The following is a 17,531-nucleotide window of genomic DNA, read 5'->3' as shown; positions in this document are numbered from 1 at the left end:
TCCCTCGATGATCAGTCGAGAACTATCGCTCCTGACGGAGCGTTAGTCGAGATACAAGGAGCTGGCTTGCCAGCGATGACGGCCGTCCAGGCGCCGCAATACTTAGAAAAAGCTCAGACCGACATGAAACAGCTTTTCCACATCGCGGATCTGCTTTTTATCCACAAGGAACAGAATGACATGATCGCCAGCCTGGATCACCGTCGCATCGTGGGCGATCAGCACCTCTTCGTCGCGAATGATCGCGCCGATGGTCGCCCCCGGCGGCAAGGCGATATCCGCGATCGCCCGGCCCACCACCTTGCTCGACTTCGCATCGCCATGGGCAATCGCCTCGATCGCCTCCGCTGCCCCGCGCCTGAGGGAATGCACGCTGACGATATCGCCGCGCCGCACATGCGCGAGCAAGGTGCCGATGGTCGCCAGTTGCGGACTGATGGCGATATCGATCTCGCCGCCCTGGACCAGGTCGACATAGGCCGAGTTGTTGATCAGGGTCATGACCTTCTTCGCCCCGAGGCGCTTGGCCAGCAGCGACGACATGATGTTGGCTTCATCGTCGTTGGTCAGGGCCAGGAACACGTCGGTGTCGGCGATGTTTTCTTCCAGTAGCAGGTCACGGTCCGAGGCGCTGCCTTGCAGCACCACGGTGCTGTCCAGGGTGTCCGAGAGGTAGCGGCAACGCGCCGGGTTTTTCTCGATGATCTTGACCTGGTAACGGCTTTCAATGGCTTCGGCCAGCCGCTCGCCGATCTGTCCGCCGCCGGCGATCACAATGCGCTTGTAGCGCTCGTCGAGGCGGCGCATTTCGCCCATTACCGCGCGGATATGCGCCTTGGCGGCGATGAAGAACACTTCGTCGTCGGCTTCGATCACCGTGTCGCCACGGGGCATGATCGGCCGGTCGCGGCGGAAGATCGCCGCCACGCGGGTGTCGACGTTGGGCATGCGTTCGCGCAACTGACGCAATTGTTGCCCCACCAGTGGCCCGCCGTAGTAGGCCTTGACCGCCACCAACTGGGCCTTGCCCTCGGCGAAGTCGATCACCTGCAAGGCGCCCGGGTGCTCGATCAGGCGCTTGATGTAATGGGTCACCACCTGCTCCGGACTGATCAGCACATCCACTGGAATCGCGTCGTTGTCGAACAGCCCGGCGCGGGTCAGGTAGGCCGCTTCACGGACCCGGGCGATCTTGGTCGGGGTGTGGAACAGGGTGTGGGCGACCTGGCAGGCAACCATGTTGGTTTCGTCGCTGTTGGTCACCGCCACCAGCATGTCGGCGTCATCCGCGCCGGCCTGGCGCAGGATTGTCGGAAACGAGGCGCGGCCCTGCACGGTGCGGATATCCAGGCGGTCGCCGAGGTCGCGCAGGCGCTCGCCGTCGGTGTCGACCACGGTGATGTCGTTGGCTTCGCTGGCCAGGTGTTCGGCCAGCGTGCCGCCGACCTGGCCGGCACCGAGGATGATGATTTTCATCAGCTCGCTCCGTTACCCCCGGCTCAGCCGCGCGCGGCGATCTTGATCAGTTTGGCGTAGTAGAAGCCATCGTGACCACCTTGCTGGGCGAGCAACTGGCGACCGTGGGGCTGCTTGATGCCAAAGGCCCCGGCGATGTCCAGCTCGCGGGCGCCGGAGGTCCGGGACAGGAACGCCGCGATCACTTCGGTGTTCTCGGTCGGCAAGGTCGAGCAGGTGGCGTAGAGCAGGATGCCGCCGACTTCCAGAGTCGTCCACATTGCGTCCAGCAGTTCGCCTTGCAAGGCGGCCAGGGCGGCGATGTCGTCGGGCTGGCGGGTCAGCTTGATGTCGGGATGGCGACGGATCACGCCGGTGGCCGAGCACGGCGCGTCCAGCAGGATGCGCTGGAACGGCTTGCCGTCCCACCATTTGGCGGTGTCACGCCCATCGGCGGCGATCAGTTCGGCGTCCAGGCCAAGGCGTTCGAGGTTCTCGCGCACCCGTACCAGGCGCTTGGCCTCCAGGTCGACGGCAACCACGCCGGCCAGTTGCGGCTGGACTTCGAGGATATGACAGGTCTTGCCGCCAGGGGCGCAGCAGGCGTCGAGCACCCGCTGGCCGGGCGCCAGGTCGAGCAGGTCGGCGGCCAGTTGCGCGGCTTCGTCCTGGACGCTGATCCAGCCTTCGTTGAAGCCGGGCAGGTTGCGCACGTCGCCGGCCTCTTCCAGGACGATACCGTCCGGGCTGTAGACACAGGCCTGCGCGCCGACTCCGGCGTCGCCCAGCAGCTTGAGGTAGGCATCGCGCGAGTGATGGCGGCGATTGACCCGCAGGATCATCGGCGGGTGGGCATTGTTCGCCGCGCAGATGGCTTCCCATTGTTCCGGCCAGAAGGCTTTCAGGGATTTCTGCAGCCAGCGTGGGTGGGCGGTACGCACCACCGGGTCGTGTTCCAGCTCGGCCAGCAGCGCCTCGCTTTCCCGTTGCGCGCGGCGCAGCACGGCATTGAGCAAGGCCTTGGCCCAGGGTTTTTTCAGCTTGTCGGCGCAACCGACGGTCTCGCCGATGGCGGCATGGGCTGGCACGCGGGTGTAGAGCAGTTGATAGAGGCCGACCAGCAGCAAGGCTTCGACGTCGGTATCGGCGGCCTTGAAGGGTTTTTGCAGCAGCTTGGCCGCCAGTGCCGAGAGGCGTGGCTGCCAACGCGCGGTGCCGAACGCCAAGTCCTGGGTCAGACCGCGATCGCGAGCCTCGACCTTGTCCAGTTGCAGCGGCAACGAGCTGTTGAGCGACGCCTTGCCGTTGAGGACGGCGGTGAGTGCCTTGGCGGCGGCCAGACGCGGGTTCATTGGCCGAGCACCGTACCGAGGGCGAATTTCTCGCGGCGGCTGTTGAACAGATCGCTGAAATTCAGCGCCTTGCCGCCGGGCAGTTGCAGGCGGGTCAGGCACAGGGCGCCGGCGCCGGTGGCGACGATCAGGCCGTCCTTGCTCGCGGCGAGGATTTCACCCGGCGCGCCCTTGCCTTCGGCCACGCCACCGGCCAGTACTTTCAGGGCTTCGCCGTCGAGGGTGCTGTGGCTGACCGGCCAGGGGTTGAAGGCACGAATCAGGCGTTCCAGCTCGACCGCCGGACGGTTCCAGTCGATACGCGCCTCGTCCTTGTTCAGCTTGTGGGCGTAGGTGGCGAGGCTGTCGTCCTGCACTTCGCCGTCCAGGGTCCCGGCGGCGAGACCGGCGATGGCCTGGAGCACGGCGGGCGGGCCGAGTTCGGCCAGGCGATCATGCAAGGTGCCGCCAGTGTCTTCGGCGCTGATCGGGGTGACGCTCTTGAGCAGCATCGGCCCGGTGTCGAGTCCGGCCTCCATGCGCATCACGGTCACGCCGCTTTCGCGATCACCGGCTTCGACGGCGCGCTGGATCGGCGCCGCACCGCGCCAGCGCGGCAGCAGCGAGGCGTGGCTGTTGATGCAACCCAGGCGCGGGATATCCAGCACCACCTGTGGCAGGATCAGGCCGTAGGCGACCACCACCAGCAGGTCCGGCTTGAGCGCCGCCAGTTCGGCCTGGGCCTCGGCGTTGCGCAGGGTCGGCGGTTGCAGGACGCTGATGCCGTGCTCCAGCGCGAGCTGCTTGACCGGGCTCGGCATCAGCTTCTGCCCACGGCCCGCCGGCCGATCCGGTTGGGTGTAGACCGCGACGATCTGGTAAGGGCTGTCGAGCAGGGCCTTGAGATGTTCGGCGGCGAATTCGGGGGTGCCGGCAAAGACGATGCGCAGTGGCTCAGACATAAAAAGGGCTCGCTTGGATACTGTAGGAGCGAGCTTGCTCGCGAGGGTGGCCGGGGCAGCGCGGGGTATCAGGTACCCCGCGTTATCGTTGACGTCCATCGCGAGCGAGCTCGCTCCTACAGGAGATACAGGAAGGGGCGGATCAGGCGTTCTGGCGATGGAGCTTTTCCAGCTTCTTCTTGATCCGGTCGCGCTTGAGCGTAGACAGGTAATCGACGAACAGCTTGCCGTTGAGGTGATCGCATTCATGCTGGATGCACACCGCCAACAGGCCTTCGGCCTCCAGTTCGAACGGCTTGCCGTCGCGGTCCAGGGCCTTGACCCGCAGTTTCGTCGGGCGGTCGACGTTTTCGTAGAAGCCCGGCACCGACAGACAGCCTTCCTGGTACTGCTCCACTTCCGCGGTCAGGGTTTCGAACTCGGGGTTGATGAACACCCGGGGTTCGCTACGATCTTCGCTCAGGTCCATGACCACGATACGCTGGTGCACATTGACCTGGGTCGCCGCCAGGCCGATGCCTGGGGCTTCATACATTGTTTCAAACATGTCGTCGATCAGCTGCCGCGCCTGGTCGTCCACCACGGCCACGGGTTTGGCGATGGTGCGCAGGCGCGGGTCTGGAAATTCGAGGATGTTTAAAATGGCCATAGGCGTATTTGCTGCACTTGTGAGGTAAAGTCAGAGACGGTTGCCGAAATGTCCCGGTGGGATCGGCTACCGTTGTAAAACGTTCTCCCTGGGAGCGAGCCGCGGGGGCTCTGGCGTTTCACGCGAAGGCACATAATAAAGGGATTCACTGCATGAGGAAAACACTACTCGCCCTGTTGCTGGCCGTTAGCGGCGTCGTGCAGGCGCAAGTGCAACTCAAGGACGGTTATCCACAGCGCTATACCGTAGTGCGCGGTGACACACTTTGGGACATTTCCGCCAAGTTTCTCAGCGAGCCGTGGAAGTGGCCGGAGATCTGGCACGCGAACCCCCAGGTGGCCAATCCGGACCTGATCTATCCCGGCGACACCCTGACCCTGCAGTTCGTCGACGGCCAGCCGCGGTTGGTGGTGGATCGCGGCGCGTCGCGGGGGACCGTGAAGTTATCGCCGCAGGTGCGCCGCTTGCCGGTGGCCGAGGCGATTCCGAGCATTCCGCTGGAAAAGATCAATGCGTTCCTGTTGAGCAACCGCATTGTCGACAACGCCAATGATTTCCAGAAAGCCCCGTATATCCTGGCCGGCAGCAATGAGCGGGTGCTCAGTGGCATGGGCGACCGGATCTATGCCCGTGGCGTGTTCGACCCGGCGCACACGGTGTACGGCCTGTTCCGCCAGGGCAAGGTCTATACCGACGCGCAGACCAAGGAGTTCCTTGGGATCAACGCCGACGACGTCGGCACGGGCGAGTTGGTGGCGACCGAAGGCGATATCGGCACGTTGAACCTGCGCCGCACCACCCAGGAAGTTCGCCTGGGTGACCGCCTGTTCGTCAGCGAAGAGCGCCCGGTCAATTCGACGTTCATGCCCAGTGCGCCGCAAGTGCAGATCCTCGGCACGATCATAGATGTGCCACGGGGTGTTACACAGATCGGGGTCATGGACGTGGTCACGATCAATAAGGGGCGACGCGATGGCCTGGTCGAAGGCAACGTTCTAGCGGTGATGAAGACCGGCGAGACCGTACAAGACCAGATCACCGGACAGCGGGTGAAGGTCCCCGACGAACGTTCGGGCCTGTTGATGGTGTTTCGCACCTACGAAAAGCTCAGCTATGGTTTAGTACTTACTGCCACGCGGTCCCTGACAGTTCTGGACAAGGTGCGCAACCCGTAGCGCTGGATGCTCGATGGCTGGCCGAAGATTCGGTCCCCCTGAAACCCCGCGTCTTTGTGGGAGCCGGCTTGCTGGCGATGGCGATGCAAGATTCACCGCCGCCATCGCTGGCAAGCCCGCTCCCACAATGATCGTGTTTGGGTCCTGCAATTGCGCTTTCCAATGGATCAGAACGCTGCCTCCAGGGTAGCGTCCAAGGTCGCCTCCGTTAGCAGGCTAAACAGGTTACCCACAGAGTTATCCACAGCTTGTTCCTGCTGTTCCAGGACCGCCACAGATCAAGGATGATCCGATGTCGCTGTCCAACTGTACCTCCCTGTCCCCGGCGGAGCTGGAAGCCCGCCTGCGTCTGCACCGACTGCCGGAACTCGGTCCACGGCGCTTTCGCAGCCTGATCAAGGCCTTCGGTTCGGCCTCGGCGGCCCTTGGTGCGCCGGCCGCCGCCTGGCGTGCGCTAGGCTTGCCGACGGCCTGTGCCGAGGCGCGCCGCAGCCCTGAAGTGCGTGACGCTGCCAGCGCTGCATTGCGCTGGCTAGAGCGCCCGGCTTGTCATTTGGTGATGTGGGACCAGGGCGATTACCCGGCCCTTCTCGCCGAACTGGACGACGCCCCGCCGTTGCTGTTCGTGGCCGGCGACCCTACCCTTCTGGAACAACCGCAGCTGGCGCTGGTTGGCAGTCGGCGTGCCTCCAAGCCAGGCATGGACACGGCGGCGGCCTTTTCCCGGAGCCTGGCCGGCGCCGGTTTTGTCATCACCAGCGGGCTGGCGCTGGGGATCGACGGCGCGGCCCATCAGGCGGCCCTGGACATCGGCGGGCGAACTATCGGGGTACTCGGTACCGGCCTGGAAAATTTTTATCCACAACGCCATCGCCGGCTGGCGCAGGCCATGATTGCCCAGGGCAGCGCCGTGGTGTCCGAGTTGCCGCTGGAGGCAGCGCCGCATCCGAGCAACTTTCCCCGGCGCAACCGGATCATCAGCGGCTTGTCCCTGGGCGTGCTGGTGGTGGAGGCCAGTGTCGCCAGCGGCTCATTGATCACCGCCCGGCTGGCGGCGGAACAGGGACGCGAGGTGTATGCGATTCCCGGCTCCATCCACCACCCCGGCGCCAAGGGTTGTCATCAGTTGATCCGCGACGGTGCGGTGCTGGTGGAAACCGTCGAACATATCCTCGAACCCTTGCGTGTCTGGCAGCGGGTGACGGCCAGCCCTATTCCCACTGCGTCCGAGCACCCGCTACTAGGCTTGCTGCACGCCGCGCCGCAGAGCAGCGAGGCCCTGGCCCAGGCGTCTGGCTGGGCACTGCCGCGAGTATTGGCGGCACTGACCGAGTTGGAGCTCGAAGGCCGGGTTGCCAATGAAAGCGGACGCTGGTTAGCTCGCGCGAGGTAGGCTTACCTGAGTAAACTGCGAGCAGCGTTAAATCCGGAGAGCGAGCAATGGTCAACAGTTGGCGTGTGCAAGAAGCCGCACGAGAAATTCGCGCAGGGGCGGTGATTGCCTATCCAACCGAGGCGGTCTGGGGCTTGGGTTGCGATCCCTGGAACGAAGAAGCGGTGGACCGCTTGCTGGCGATCAAAAATCGTTCGGTGGACAAGGGCCTGATCCTGATCGCCGACAATATTCGCCAGTTCGATTTTCTCTTCGAGGATTTCCCGGAAGACTGGATTGACCGCATGGCCAGTACCTGGCCGGGACCCAATACCTGGTTGGTGCCGCATCAGGACCTGTTGCCGGAGTGGGTGACCGGTGTGCATGACACCGTGGCCTTGCGGGTCAGCGATCATCCGTTGGTGCGCGATCTGTGTTCGTTGGTGGGGCCGCTGATTTCCACTTCCGCCAATCCCCAGGGGCGCCCGGCGGCGCGCACGCGGATTCGCGTGGAGCAGTATTTCCGTGGGCAGCTCGACCTGGTGCTGGGCGGTAACCTGGGTGGGCGCAAGAACCCGAGCCTGATTCGCGACCTGGCGACCGGCAAGGTGGTGCGCCCGGCGTAAGAGCGGTGTGCGGGCAAGCATCGCTCCCACAAGAGGGCGGACGCCTCCTCGGAGGCCGCGTTATCGTTCATTGCCAGCAAGCCGGCTCCTAGAGGACGGTGTCGATCACAAAAAGGTGTTGCGACACGGAGACTGTAGGAGCCGGCTTGCTGGCGATCCGCTGCGTCAACAGCGGCCGCCCACCTCGATCACGGCAACAATACGGTCGACCCGGTGGTCCGTCGCGCCGCCAGTTCGGTCTGGGCCTTGGCCGCGTCCGCCAGGCCATACCGTGCGCCGATCTCGATCTTCAGTTTGCCGCTGGTGATCATCCCGAACAGATCCTTCGCCATGAGCTGCAGGTTTTCTGCGTTGTTGGCGTAGGTCGCCAGCGTCGGTCGGGTCACATACAACGAGCCCTTGGCCGCCAGGATCCCCAGATTGACGCCGTCCACCGCGCCCGAGGCATTGCCGAAGCTGACCATCAGCCCACGGGGTGCCAGGCTGTCCAGCGAGGTCAGCCAGGTGTCCTTGCCCACGCCGTCATACACCACCGGGACCTTTTTGCCATCGGTCAACTCCAGCACCCGCTTGGCCACATCCTCATGGCTGTAGTCGATGGTTTCCCAGGCACCCAGAGACTTGGCCAGGGCCGCCTTTTCCGGCGAACTGACGGTACCGATCAGCTTTACGCCCAGGGCCTTGGCCCACTGGCAGGCGAGCAGGCCGACACCGCCGGCCGCGGCGTGGAACAGCACGGTTTCGCCACCCTTCAACTCATAGGTCTGGCGCAGCAGGTACTGCACCGTCAGGCCCTTGAGCATCACCGCGGCCGCCTGTTCGAAGCTGATACCTTCCGGCAGATGCACCAGATTGGCCGCCGGCAGCACATGCACTTCGCTGTAGGCGCCCAAAGGACCGCTGCCATAGGCCACGCGATCACCGACCTTGAACTGGCTGACCTCGCTACCGACCGCCTCGACCACGCCAGCCCCCTCGGCCCCCAGGCCCGACGGCATGGTCGGTGGTGCATACAGCCCGCTGCGCAAATAGGTGTCGATGAAGTTCAGGCCGATGGCGTGGTTGCGTACCCGCACCTGCTGCGGGCCCGGCTCGGCGGGGGTGTAGTCGACATACTCAAGGACTTCGGGGCCCCCATGGGTGCGAAACAGGATACGTTTGGCCATCTTTCTCTCCTTGGACATTTCACTAAGGGGCGCGGTGTGGCGCGATGCAAGGGCCCTATCGGACTCCTTCGCTTGATCTTCGTCAACAGCGACGAGCATAAACGCGGTGCTATGCTACGCGCCTCTTTGCCACCGGCCGTCCGAGAGGCCGCGTGGCTTTGCCCGATTCAAGGTGATGCCATGACTACCCGCACCGAGGCCGTGAAAGCCTACCTGCTCGACCTGCAAGACCGTATCTGTGCCGCCCTGGAAGCCGAAGACGGTGGCGCGCATTTTGTCGAAGACGCTTGGACCCGCCCCGCCGGTGGCGGCGGTCGGACCCGGGTGATCGGCAACGGCCAGGTCATCGAGAAAGGCGGCGTGAACTTCTCCCACGTCTTCGGCAGCGGCCTGCCACCGTCGGCCAGCGCCCATCGGCCGGAACTGGCCGGGCGCGGCTTCGAGGCCCTGGGCGTGTCGTTGGTGATTCACCCGCACAACCCCCATGTACCGACGTCCCACGCCAATGTGCGCTTTTTCATCGCCGAGAAGGAAGGTGAGGAACCGGTCTGGTGGTTCGGCGGCGGTTTCGACCTGACGCCCTACTACGCCAATGAAGAAGACTGCGTGCACTGGCACCGGGTGGCCGAGCGTGCCTGTGCGCCGTTTGGCGCCGATGTCTACCCACGCTACAAGGCCTGGTGCGACAGTTACTTCCATATCAAGCACCGCAACGAACCACGGGGTATCGGTGGCCTGTTCTTCGATGACCTGAATGAGTGGGACTTCGACACCAGCTTTGCCTTCATGCGGGCGATCGGCGATGCCTATATCGAGGCGTACCTGCCGATCGTGCAGCGGCGCAAGGCCCAAGCCTGGACCGAACAGCAGCGCGAGTTCCAGGAGTTCCGTCGCGGTCGTTACGTGGAGTTCAACCTGGTGTACGACCGTGGCACCCTGTTCGGCCTGCAATCGGGTGGCCGTACCGAGTCGATCCTGATGTCGTTGCCGCCGCAAGTGCGTTGGGGCTATGACTGGAAGGCCGAGCCCGGGAGTGCCGAGGCGCGCTTGACCGAGTACTTCCTGCAGGACCGCGACTGGCTGGCGGAGGGTGATGCCTGATGGATCGTTATGTCGTCTTCGGTAACCCCATCGGCCATAGCAAGTCGCCGTTGATTCACCGTCTGTTCGCCGAGCAGACCGTTCAGCCGTTGGACTACAGCACCTTGCTGGCACCTCTTGATGATTTTTCCGGCTGTGCCCGGGCGTTTTTCCAGGAAGGCCGCGGGGCCAATGTGACGGTACCATTCAAGGAAGAGGCCTATCGCCTGGCCAACAGCCTGACGGCCCGGGCACAGCGGGCCGGGGCGGTGAATACCTTGAGCAAGCTGGCCGATGGCAGTTTGTTGGGTGATAACACCGATGGCGCCGGGTTGGTGCGTGATCTGACGGTCAATGCCGGGTTCAGCCTGCGGGGCAAGCGCATCCTGCTGCTGGGGGCTGGCGGTGCGGTACGTGGCGCGCTGGAGCCGTTGCTGGCGGAGCAGCCGGCTTCGGTGATCATTGCCAATCGGACCGTTGAGAAAGCCGAGTTGCTGGCTGAGTTGTTCGCCGACCTGGGGCCGGTGTCCGCCAGTGGGTTTGACTGGTTGCGCGAGCCGGTGGACCTGATCATCAATGCCACTTCGGCGAGTCTGTCGGGGGATGTGCCACCGATTGCGCCAAGCCTGATCGAGCCAGGCAAGACCCTCTGCTACGACATGATGTACAGCAATGAGCCGACGGCGTTCTGCCGTTGGGCGAGCGAGCATGGTGCGGCGGTGTCGATGGATGGCCTGGGCATGTTGGCGGAACAGGCGGCGGAGGCTTTCTTCCTCTGGCGCGGTGTACGCCCGGATACGGCGCCGGTGTTGGCGGAGTTGCGGCGTTTGCTGGCCCTCTGAGCAAGGGCACAATATGACTGGCGGATCGCAATCTGATGTGGGAGCGGAGCTTGCCCGCGAAGCTTTTGGCGTCTTTGAGGGCGCCTTCGCGGGCAAGCTCCGCTCCCACACAAGCCCATTCACCACTGAAAGCTTCGTTGCTGTCAGGGGCCTCAATCCTCAAACAGGATCGGGCACTTATCCACACCCTCGAGCTTGACCAGCTCTTCCACCACCGGCGCCCGCGCCCGCCTCAGGGTCAGGCTGCGGCCTTCGCGTATCAACCGCCGGGCTTCCTGGTGGAGCATTTCAACCCCCGAGTAATCGATGAAGTTGATCTGCTGCGCCTCGATCACCACCTTCACCCCGTGCAACCGTTGCAACTGCACTTGCAGGTAATGGCTGGCGCCGAAAAAGATCGATCCGCCGACCCGCAGCACATCCTCGTCGCCATCGCGCCAATGCTGGACCCGCGGCTGCGAGGTGCGCTTCAGGTAGAAAAACAGCGAGGCCAGCACCCCGGCATAAATCGCCGTCTGCAACTCCAGCAGCAAAGTTGCCACGCAGGTCATGGCCATTACCGCGAACTCGGCGTGACTGACCCGGAATAACGCGCGGATGCCGCGCCGGTCGACCAATCCCCAACTGATCAGCAGGATACTGCCGGCCATCGCCGGGATCGGGATATGCGCGATCAGCGCCGAGCCGGTTACGGCGAACAGTGCCACCCAGAGCGCGGAAAACACCCCGGCCAGCGGTGAGCAGGCCCCGGCTTCGTAACTCAGTGCGGCGCGGGTGAACGAGCCGGCCGAGAGGTAGCCGGAAAACAGACTGCCGACGATATTCGACAGGCCCTGGGCGCGGACTTCCTGGTTGGCATCGAGCAATTGCTGCGAACGTGCGGACAACGAGCGGGCTATCGACAGGCTGGTCACCAGCCCGAGCATGCCCACCGCGACGGCGCTGGGCAGCAGGCGCAGGATGGTTTCCAGGTCCAGCGGCAAGGCGCTGAACGGCGGCAACCGGCCGATAAAGCCCTTGACCCGTTGCACATGCCCGAATAGGCCCGGACACAACCAGACCAGCGTGCTGGCCAGGACCAGGGTGATCAACAGGGTTGGCCAGCGCGGCAGCCAGGATTTGAGCGCGAGACCGAGGATCAGCGTCCCCAGGCCCAGCAGCAGCGAGGGTTTGTCCAGTTCGCCGAGGTGCTGGCCCAGTTGCAGCAGGCTGTTCAGGGCGGTGGCCTGGTTGGGGATATCGAGCCCCAGCAGGTTTGGCAGTTGCCCGAGGGCGATGACCACGGCGGCGCCCAGGGTGAAACCCAGCACCACCGAATGTGAGACGAAATTCACCAGAGCACCGAAACGCAGCATCCCCAGCAACCACTGGAAGATCCCGGCGATACAGGTCAGCAACAGGATCAGTGTGATGTAGTCCTGGCTGCCGGGCACCGCCAGGGGGCTGACGCTGGCGAACAGGACAATCGAGATGGCCGCCGTGGGTCCGCAGATCAGGTGCCAGGACGAGCCCCAGAGACAGGCGATCAGCACCGGGACGATGGCTGCGTACAGGCCGTATTCGGGGGGCAGGCCGGCAATCAGCGCGTAGGCGACCGATTGTGGCAAGGCCAGGATCGCCCCGCTCAGGCCGACGATCAGGTCACGACTGACACTGGCGCGGGTTTGCCGCGGCAGCCAGCTGAGAAATGGCAGGAATTTGTGGCGGTTGGTCCAGCCCATGGGTCTCTCGGTCGGATGAGTCGGCGTCAGGGTGAGGGGTATATCCGAAATTTTCGCGGTGAAGCACCGACCTTGTAGGAGCCGGCTCCCACAGATCCCGGTTCCGCCGCAATACTATCGTCATGCGCCGAACCTTGTAGGAGCCAGCTTGCTGGCGATGAGGCCCTTGAGCCTTGCGCTGCCCTTGCGGACGCCATCGCCAGCCAGCCGGCTCCTACACCTCAGGTTGTGTATTGCTCTTTAGAGCTTGGCTTTAACCGCCGGCAACCCATCCTGGCCATCCACGGTCTTCACCCCGTCCAGCCATTTATCCAGCACCGCCGGGTTGGCCTTGATCCAGGCCTTGGCCGCATCGGCATTGTTCAGCTTCTTGTTCGCCACCTCGGCCATGATGCTGTTTTCCATGTCCTGGGTGAAGCTCAGGTTGCTCAGCAATTTGCCGACGTTCGGACAGGCCTGTGCATAACCCTTGCGGGTCACGGTATAGACGCTGCCGGTATCACCGAAGTATTTCTCGCCGCCCTTGAGGTAATGCATTTTCATCTGCACGTTCATCGGGTGCGGGGTCCAGCCGAGGAAGACCACGAACTTCTGCTTCTTCACCGAACGAGCTACTTCGGCCAACATCGCCTGCTCGCTGGACTCCACCAGTTTCCACTGGCCCAGGTCGAACTCGTTCTTCTTGATGATATCCGCCAGCGAGGCATTGGCCGGCGCGCCGGAGCCGATACCATAGAGCTTCTTGTCGAACTTGTCGGCGAACTTGTTCAGGTCGGCAAAGTTATGCACGCCCGCGTCCCAGACATAATCCGGGACCGCCAGGGTGAACTCGGTGCCGTCGAGGTTCTTCGTCAGTTGCGTGACATCGCCGTTGGCCAGGAATTTGTCGTAGAAACCCTGCTGCGCAGGCATCCAGTTGCCAAGGAACACATCCACCTGGCCGTCCTTGAGACCGCCATAGGTGATCGGCACCGCCAGGGTGTCGACCTTGGCCTTGTAGCCCAGGCCATCGAGCAGCAAGCTGGTGATGGCGTTGGTCGCGGCGATATCGCTCCAGCCCGGATCGGCCATTTTTACCGTGTCGCAGCTCTGCTCGGCATAAGCACTCAGGCAGCTCATGGCCAGCAAACCGGCCGTCAGTGCTGTGGATAACTTCTTCATCGCCTTCCCCTTACGTTCGTTATTGGTTTTGGCAGGGTTGTGGATAACGTGCTTTGCGTTCCAGATCGTCGAGGTCGATATGGTTGCGCATGTATTGCTGACTGGCATCCACCAGTGGCTGGTGATCCCAGCTCTTCAGCTTTCCTTGGCTCAGCGCGCTGGCGACGAAACGCCGCCGCCGCTGACTGGCGAGCACCTGTTGGTGGATCGCCGGGATGTTCCATTTCGCCCGGGCTTCGGCCAGGAAGTCGTTGAAGAGTGCTTGATGCGGCACTGACTGGCTGAGTTCTTCCTCCTCATGGGGGTCGTTGTGGACATCGAAGAGCAGGCAGGGGTCGTCTTCGCTGTAGATAAATTTGTAGGCTCCACGGCGAATCATCATCAGCGGGCTGATGGTGCCTTCGGCCATGTATTCGCCGAACACTTCGTCGTGGCCGCCCTCGCCCTTCAGGTGTGGGACCAGCGAGCGCCCGTCCAGCGGCAGTTCGGCCTGCAAGGTGCCACCGGCCAGTTCCACCAGGGTCGGTAGCAGGTCGGCGGTGGAGACGGCCGCGCTGACGCGGCCGGCGGCAAACTGCCCCGGCGCGCTGATCAGCAGCGGTACCCGCGCGGACATTTCGAACCAGTGCATTTTGTACCAGAGGCCGCGCTCGCCGAGCATGTCGCCGTGGTCGCCGGAGAACACGATCACCGTGTCCTCGGCCAGGCCGGTTTCCTCCAGGGTTTGCAGGAGTTTGCCGACGTTGCTGTCGATATAGCCGCACGCGCCGAAGTAGGCCCGGCGCGCGTCGCGGATCTTCTCCACAGGCAGCGGCTTGTCCCACAGGTCATAGACCTTGAGCAACCGCTGGGAATGCGGATCGAGACTGTCCTGGGCCGGGGTCTGCGGCAACGGAATGTCTTCGTCGCGATACAGGTCCCAGAAGGCCTTGGGAATGGTGTAGGGATCGTGGGGGTGGGTCATGGACACGGTCAGGCAGAACGGCTGGTTGCCGTCTTCGCGCACATGGTCGAACAGGTATTGTTGCGCCTTGAAGACCACCTCTTCATCGAAATCCAGCTGGTTGGTGCGCACGCAAGGACCGGCCTGCAGCACCGAGGACATGTTGTGGTACCAGCTGGGCCGCACATCGGGCTCATCCCAGTTCACCGCCCAGCCGTAGTCCGCCGGGTAGATATCGCTGGTCAGGCGCTCTTCATAGCCATGCAACTGGTCCGGCCCGCAGAAGTGCATCTTGCCCGACAGCGCGGTGCGATAGCCGAGGCGCCGCAGATAGTGGGCATAGGTCGGTACGTCGGCGGGGAAATCGGCGGCGTTGTCGTAAGCGCCGATCTTGCTCGGCAACTGGCCACTGACGAGGGTGAAGCGCGACGGCGCGCAGAGCGGGCTGTTGCAGTAGGCGGCATCGAAGACCACGCCTTCGGCGGCCAGACGGCTCAGGTTCGGAAGCTTGATCGGCGATGCACCGTAGAGCGGCAACAGGGGTGCGGCCATTTGATCGGCCATGATGAAGAGAATGTTCTTGCGCTTCATGTAATCGCGGCATTCCATAGTGAATTGTTATGCGATAGTGCTGTGATTCAGCATGTGGCCCACGGAATCTGTGGTAAAGCCCCTGCAAAACAATGACTAGGATAAGTGCAGCTTATGTATGAAGCGCTGGGTGACCTGTCCCTCGATCTGCTCCGGGCCTTCGAAGCGGCGGCCCGTCATCACAGTTTTACCGCCGCCGCGGTGGAGTTGGGCACTACCCAGCCGGCCATCAGCCAGCAGATCAAGCGCCTGGAAGAGCAGTTGACCACCCGCCTGTTCGACCGCATCTACCGCGGCATCGAGTTGACCGAGGCCGGCTCGATTCTGTTCGAGCAGGTGCAGGTCGGTCTGCAGAGCATCGACAGTGGTTTGAGCGCGGTCACCGCCCAGCGTCAGCACGAGGTGCTGCAGGTCGCCACTGACTTTGCCTTTGCCGCCTATTGGTTGATGCCGCGCCTGCATCGCTTCCACGCGGCCAATCCACAGGTCGATGTCAGCCTGGTGACCAGCGAGCGCAGCCACAACATGCTGCGCACCGACATCGATGTGGCGGTGTTGTTCGGCAAGGGCCGTTTCAAGCAGGGCGAGAGCCATTGGCTGTTCAGCGAGGAAGTGTTTCCGGTGTGCAGCCCGCAATTGCTCAAGGGTCGCGAGTTGCCGCTACCCACAGAGGCTTTGCTGGAGTTTCCCTTGCTGCACCTCAAGGGCGAAAACAGCAGCCACTGGTTCGATTGGAGTGGGGTTTTTCGCGAACTGGGGCTCACCGCCGCACCGGCTCCGGGGCAATTGCGCTTCGACAACTACACCTTGTTGATCCAGGCGGCGATTGGCGGCCAGGGCGTGGCCATCGGCTGGCGCCACCTGGTGGATAACCTGTTGGAGCAGGGCTTGTTATGCCGGCCGATCAGCCAGACGGTGATTTCCACCTTTGGTTATTACGTGGTGTTGCCTCAGCGTAAACGGCGTGGGGCGCTGATCCAGCGCTTCTTTGACTGGTTGATGGCCGAGCAGGCCAACAGTGCGCAATCGCTGGTGGGGCTGGGCTTGCCCTCGATTGCGGTGTAGCGTTAGGTCATTAACAGACGCTGAACGAACGAGAGCGGCATGCAACGTATCAAGGGCTACCACGCCCACATCTATTTCGATGCTTCGACCCTGGAGCAGGCCCGTGAGCTGTGTGAACTGGCGGCGACGACTTTTCCGCTGAGGATGGGACGGATGCACCAGCGCCCGGTGGGGCCGCATCCGGACTGGAGTTGCCAGCTGGCGTTCGAGGCGCAATACGTTGGTGTGGTCCTGCCGTGGCTGGCGCTGAACCGCAAGGGGCTGGTGGTGTTCCTGCATCCCCTGACCGGCGATGACCTGGCCGACCATCGCGATCACGGGATCTGGATGGGAGCGGTCAGGCCATTGGATCTGTCGATCTTCGCCTAGCGCCTCAAGCGGTCAGTTCAGCACGCCGTCGAGAATCTCGTAGACGATCCCGGTGCCGATGGTGATCAAGACCACGTCATCGCCCATGCGCCGCCATTCGTAACCCTCGTACATCGGCAGGCGCGACAGCGCCCGGTCGTCCAGGCGTTCGCCTTCGTAGCCGCGTGGCAGCGGTTGGCCGCGCACCAGACGGTAGCCCGGTGGTGGTGGCGCGCCACGGCCGAAATGTTCGCGGTCTTCATGAATCATCTGGCGGACCCGGCCGAAATCCTGGGGCGGACGGTGCGCATTGCGCTCGTCATGTTCCCTGCCCTGGCCTCTGTTGTCACCCCGGTCCCGTTGGTCGTAGCCACCGCGATCATGATCTTCGCCGCGCCACTGGTCTTCGGCATGCAGCAGGGGGCTGGTGCTGAGTATCAACAGGCCAAGACCGGCCATCAGGCGTTTGGGCATTTTCATCGGGGGCATTCCTCACCACACAGGCAATACATCGAATAGGGGTGAAGGCTTGGCTTCAAACCCCCGGGTCTTGCTCTATTAGTCCGTATGGTGGCGTTTAGATTCCTTTGTATCAGGAACTTTACCTTTGTCCGGCGCCGGTGCTATCTCCAGCGATCATGCTGTTCGCTCAGGCCATGCCGCAGGGCTTCAAGACGTTCGCGCAAGGAGGCGTCGTTTGCCGCTGCGCCAGCGGTTCTTGCCGGGACGCCGCTCTGCGAAGCCAGTTTCGCGGTGCTGGGGGCCAGGGGTTCGAACGCGAACAGGCTGGACAGGTTTTGTCGCGGTGGTGGGGTTTGGCGGGGCTGGGAAGTCACCGATCTGAGCCGCTTTGGGCGAGGGCTTTCAGTGACGGACAGGTGGTCGAGGAAGGTACGGGCGATAGCGAGTGTCATAGGGGCATCCATTTTCATCGGTAACGATCCAGCGCTCCTGCGCGGCCGTCTCTTGCCGGTATTTCCCGGAAAGAGAATGAAATGATTACCCCTTTGACAGCGCGGTTCTGTCAATAAACGCTCAGGTTCG

17 protein-coding genes are annotated in these 17,531 nt (G+C 63.2%); 7 read left to right on the top strand and 10 right to left on the bottom strand.

Going from position 1 to position 17,531, the window contains the following annotated elements; translation table 11 throughout:
- Positions 1 to 102: 102 nt before the first annotated feature.
- The 4 genes from trkA to def all read right to left on the bottom strand — a co-directional run bounded on the left by trkA (position 103) and on the right by def (position 4,397).
- The gene (gene trkA, locus AC07VG_RS29995; protein WP_495000276.1) at positions 103 to 1,476 is read right to left on the bottom strand and encodes a Trk system potassium transporter TrkA; all 1,374 of its coding nucleotides are present in this window, start codon (positions 1,474 to 1,476) and stop codon (positions 103 to 105) included.
- A 23-nt stretch (positions 1,477 to 1,499) separates the two neighbouring features.
- Positions 1,500 to 2,807 (bottom strand): 16S rRNA (cytosine(967)-C(5))-methyltransferase RsmB, encoded by a 1,308-nt coding sequence (gene rsmB / locus AC07VG_RS29990; RefSeq protein WP_495022368.1) that lies wholly within the window; start codon positions 2,805 to 2,807, stop codon positions 1,500 to 1,502.
- On the bottom strand, positions 2,804 to 3,748 hold the full coding sequence (fmt, locus tag AC07VG_RS29985; protein WP_495000278.1) for a methionyl-tRNA formyltransferase: 945 nt from the start codon (positions 3,746 to 3,748) through the stop codon (positions 2,804 to 2,806). The genes rsmB and fmt overlap by 4 nt, the downstream gene beginning before the upstream one ends.
- Before the next feature lie 142 nt (positions 3,749 to 3,890).
- Positions 3,891 to 4,397, bottom strand: a complete 507-nt coding sequence (gene def / locus AC07VG_RS29980; RefSeq protein WP_495000279.1) for a peptide deformylase — start codon at positions 4,395 to 4,397, stop codon at positions 3,891 to 3,893.
- A 152-nt stretch (positions 4,398 to 4,549) separates the two neighbouring features.
- On the opposite strand from def, the gene AC07VG_RS29975 reads away from it, so the two are divergent.
- The 3 genes from AC07VG_RS29975 to tsaC all read left to right on the top strand — a co-directional run bounded on the left by AC07VG_RS29975 (position 4,550) and on the right by tsaC (position 7,570).
- The gene (locus AC07VG_RS29975) at positions 4,550 to 5,572 is read left to right on the top strand and encodes a LysM peptidoglycan-binding domain-containing protein (RefSeq protein WP_495000280.1); all 1,023 of its coding nucleotides are present in this window, start codon (positions 4,550 to 4,552) and stop codon (positions 5,570 to 5,572) included.
- Positions 5,573 to 5,864: 292 nt separating this feature from the next.
- Positions 5,865 to 6,965: a DNA-processing protein DprA gene (gene dprA / locus AC07VG_RS29970; protein WP_495000281.1), complete on the top strand. Its 1,101-nt coding sequence runs from the start codon at positions 5,865 to 5,867 to the stop codon at positions 6,963 to 6,965.
- 47 nt (positions 6,966 to 7,012) lie between these two features.
- Positions 7,013 to 7,570, top strand: coding sequence for an L-threonylcarbamoyladenylate synthase type 1 TsaC (tsaC, locus tag AC07VG_RS29965; RefSeq protein ID WP_248799700.1), 558 nt, complete (start codon positions 7,013 to 7,015; stop codon positions 7,568 to 7,570).
- A gap of 188 nt (positions 7,571 to 7,758) precedes the next feature.
- On the opposite strand, the gene AC07VG_RS29960 is transcribed toward tsaC, so the two are convergent.
- A complete protein-coding gene (locus tag AC07VG_RS29960) occupies positions 7,759 to 8,736 on the bottom strand; it encodes a quinone oxidoreductase family protein (RefSeq protein WP_495000282.1) in 978 nt (325 codons plus the stop codon).
- A gap of 180 nt (positions 8,737 to 8,916) precedes the next feature.
- On the opposite strand from AC07VG_RS29960, the gene hemF reads away from it, so the two are divergent.
- Positions 8,917 to 9,837, top strand: coding sequence for an oxygen-dependent coproporphyrinogen oxidase (hemF, locus tag AC07VG_RS29955; RefSeq protein WP_495000283.1), 921 nt, complete (start codon positions 8,917 to 8,919; stop codon positions 9,835 to 9,837).
- The gene (aroE, locus tag AC07VG_RS29950; protein WP_495022367.1) at positions 9,837 to 10,658 is read left to right on the top strand and encodes a shikimate dehydrogenase; all 822 of its coding nucleotides are present in this window, start codon (positions 9,837 to 9,839) and stop codon (positions 10,656 to 10,658) included. The genes hemF and aroE overlap by 1 nt, the downstream gene beginning before the upstream one ends.
- 152 nt (positions 10,659 to 10,810) lie before the next feature.
- Here the strand turns inward: aroE and AC07VG_RS29945 are convergent, their stop codons facing one another.
- From AC07VG_RS29945 to betC, 3 genes are all read right to left on the bottom strand, one after another.
- The gene (locus AC07VG_RS29945) at positions 10,811 to 12,379 is read right to left on the bottom strand and encodes a SulP family inorganic anion transporter (RefSeq protein ID WP_495004567.1); all 1,569 of its coding nucleotides are present in this window, start codon (positions 12,377 to 12,379) and stop codon (positions 10,811 to 10,813) included.
- 240 nt (positions 12,380 to 12,619) lie between these two features.
- Positions 12,620 to 13,540, bottom strand: coding sequence for a choline ABC transporter substrate-binding protein (locus tag AC07VG_RS29940; RefSeq protein ID WP_495022366.1), 921 nt, complete (start codon positions 13,538 to 13,540; stop codon positions 12,620 to 12,622).
- Between the two features lie 19 nt (positions 13,541 to 13,559).
- The gene (betC, locus tag AC07VG_RS29935) at positions 13,560 to 15,074 is read right to left on the bottom strand and encodes a choline-sulfatase (protein WP_495022365.1); all 1,515 of its coding nucleotides are present in this window, start codon (positions 15,072 to 15,074) and stop codon (positions 13,560 to 13,562) included.
- 114 nt (positions 15,075 to 15,188) lie between these two features.
- Here betC and AC07VG_RS29930 point away from each other — a divergent pair, with 114 nt between their 5' ends.
- Both AC07VG_RS29930 and AC07VG_RS29925 read left to right on the top strand, forming a co-directional pair.
- Positions 15,189 to 16,139 (top strand): choline sulfate utilization transcriptional regulator, encoded by a 951-nt coding sequence (locus AC07VG_RS29930; protein ID WP_495004570.1) that lies wholly within the window; start codon positions 15,189 to 15,191, stop codon positions 16,137 to 16,139.
- A 39-nt stretch (positions 16,140 to 16,178) separates the two neighbouring features.
- Complete coding sequence (locus AC07VG_RS29925) at positions 16,179 to 16,508, top strand: DOPA 4,5-dioxygenase family protein (RefSeq protein ID WP_495004571.1); 330 nt, start codon at positions 16,179 to 16,181, stop codon at positions 16,506 to 16,508.
- 12 nt (positions 16,509 to 16,520) lie between these two features.
- On the opposite strand, the gene AC07VG_RS29920 is transcribed toward AC07VG_RS29925, so the two are convergent.
- Complete coding sequence (locus tag AC07VG_RS29920; RefSeq protein WP_495004572.1) at positions 16,521 to 16,967, bottom strand: anti-virulence regulator CigR family protein; 447 nt, start codon at positions 16,965 to 16,967, stop codon at positions 16,521 to 16,523.
- 143 nt (positions 16,968 to 17,110) lie between these two features.
- Positions 17,111 to 17,401 (bottom strand): hypothetical protein, encoded by a 291-nt coding sequence (locus AC07VG_RS29915; RefSeq protein ID WP_495022364.1) that lies wholly within the window; start codon positions 17,399 to 17,401, stop codon positions 17,111 to 17,113.
- Between the last annotated feature and the right edge of the window lie 130 nt (positions 17,402 to 17,531).

The organism is Pseudomonas sp. GW821-FHT03C07, assembly GCF_059420925.1.
Note: the sequence above shows the minus strand (reverse complement) of the source record. Positions and strands in the feature narration are given on the sequence as shown.

Coding starts and splice junctions, on each gene's coding strand:
- tsaC (WP_248799700.1), top strand. CDS start 7,013: ATGGTCAACAGTTGGCGTGTGCAAGAAGCCGCACGAGAAATTCGCGCA.
- AC07VG_RS29915 (WP_495022364.1), bottom strand. CDS start 17,401: ATGACACTCGCTATCGCCCGTACCTTCCTCGACCACCTGTCCGTCACT.
- dprA (WP_495000281.1), top strand. CDS start 5,865: ATGTCGCTGTCCAACTGTACCTCCCTGTCCCCGGCGGAGCTGGAAGCC.
- trkA (WP_495000276.1), bottom strand. CDS start 1,476: ATGAAAATCATCATCCTCGGTGCCGGCCAGGTCGGCGGCACGCTGGCC.
- AC07VG_RS29945 (WP_495004567.1), bottom strand. CDS start 12,379: ATGGGCTGGACCAACCGCCACAAATTCCTGCCATTTCTCAGCTGGCTG.
- rsmB (WP_495022368.1), bottom strand. CDS start 2,807: ATGAACCCGCGTCTGGCCGCCGCCAAGGCACTCACCGCCGTCCTCAAC.
- AC07VG_RS29940 (WP_495022366.1), bottom strand. CDS start 13,540: ATGAAGAAGTTATCCACAGCACTGACGGCCGGTTTGCTGGCCATGAGC.
- AC07VG_RS29925 (WP_495004571.1), top strand. CDS start 16,179: ATGCAACGTATCAAGGGCTACCACGCCCACATCTATTTCGATGCTTCG.
- AC07VG_RS29920 (WP_495004572.1), bottom strand. CDS start 16,967: ATGAAAATGCCCAAACGCCTGATGGCCGGTCTTGGCCTGTTGATACTC.
- def (WP_495000279.1), bottom strand. CDS start 4,397: ATGGCCATTTTAAACATCCTCGAATTTCCAGACCCGCGCCTGCGCACC.
- AC07VG_RS29960 (WP_495000282.1), bottom strand. CDS start 8,736: ATGGCCAAACGTATCCTGTTTCGCACCCATGGGGGCCCCGAAGTCCTT.
- fmt (WP_495000278.1), bottom strand. CDS start 3,748: ATGTCTGAGCCACTGCGCATCGTCTTTGCCGGCACCCCCGAATTCGCC.
- AC07VG_RS29975 (WP_495000280.1), top strand. CDS start 4,550: ATGAGGAAAACACTACTCGCCCTGTTGCTGGCCGTTAGCGGCGTCGTG.
- betC (WP_495022365.1), bottom strand. CDS start 15,074: ATGAAGCGCAAGAACATTCTCTTCATCATGGCCGATCAAATGGCCGCA.
- AC07VG_RS29930 (WP_495004570.1), top strand. CDS start 15,189: ATGTATGAAGCGCTGGGTGACCTGTCCCTCGATCTGCTCCGGGCCTTC.
- hemF (WP_495000283.1), top strand. CDS start 8,917: ATGACTACCCGCACCGAGGCCGTGAAAGCCTACCTGCTCGACCTGCAA.
- aroE (WP_495022367.1), top strand. CDS start 9,837: ATGGATCGTTATGTCGTCTTCGGTAACCCCATCGGCCATAGCAAGTCG.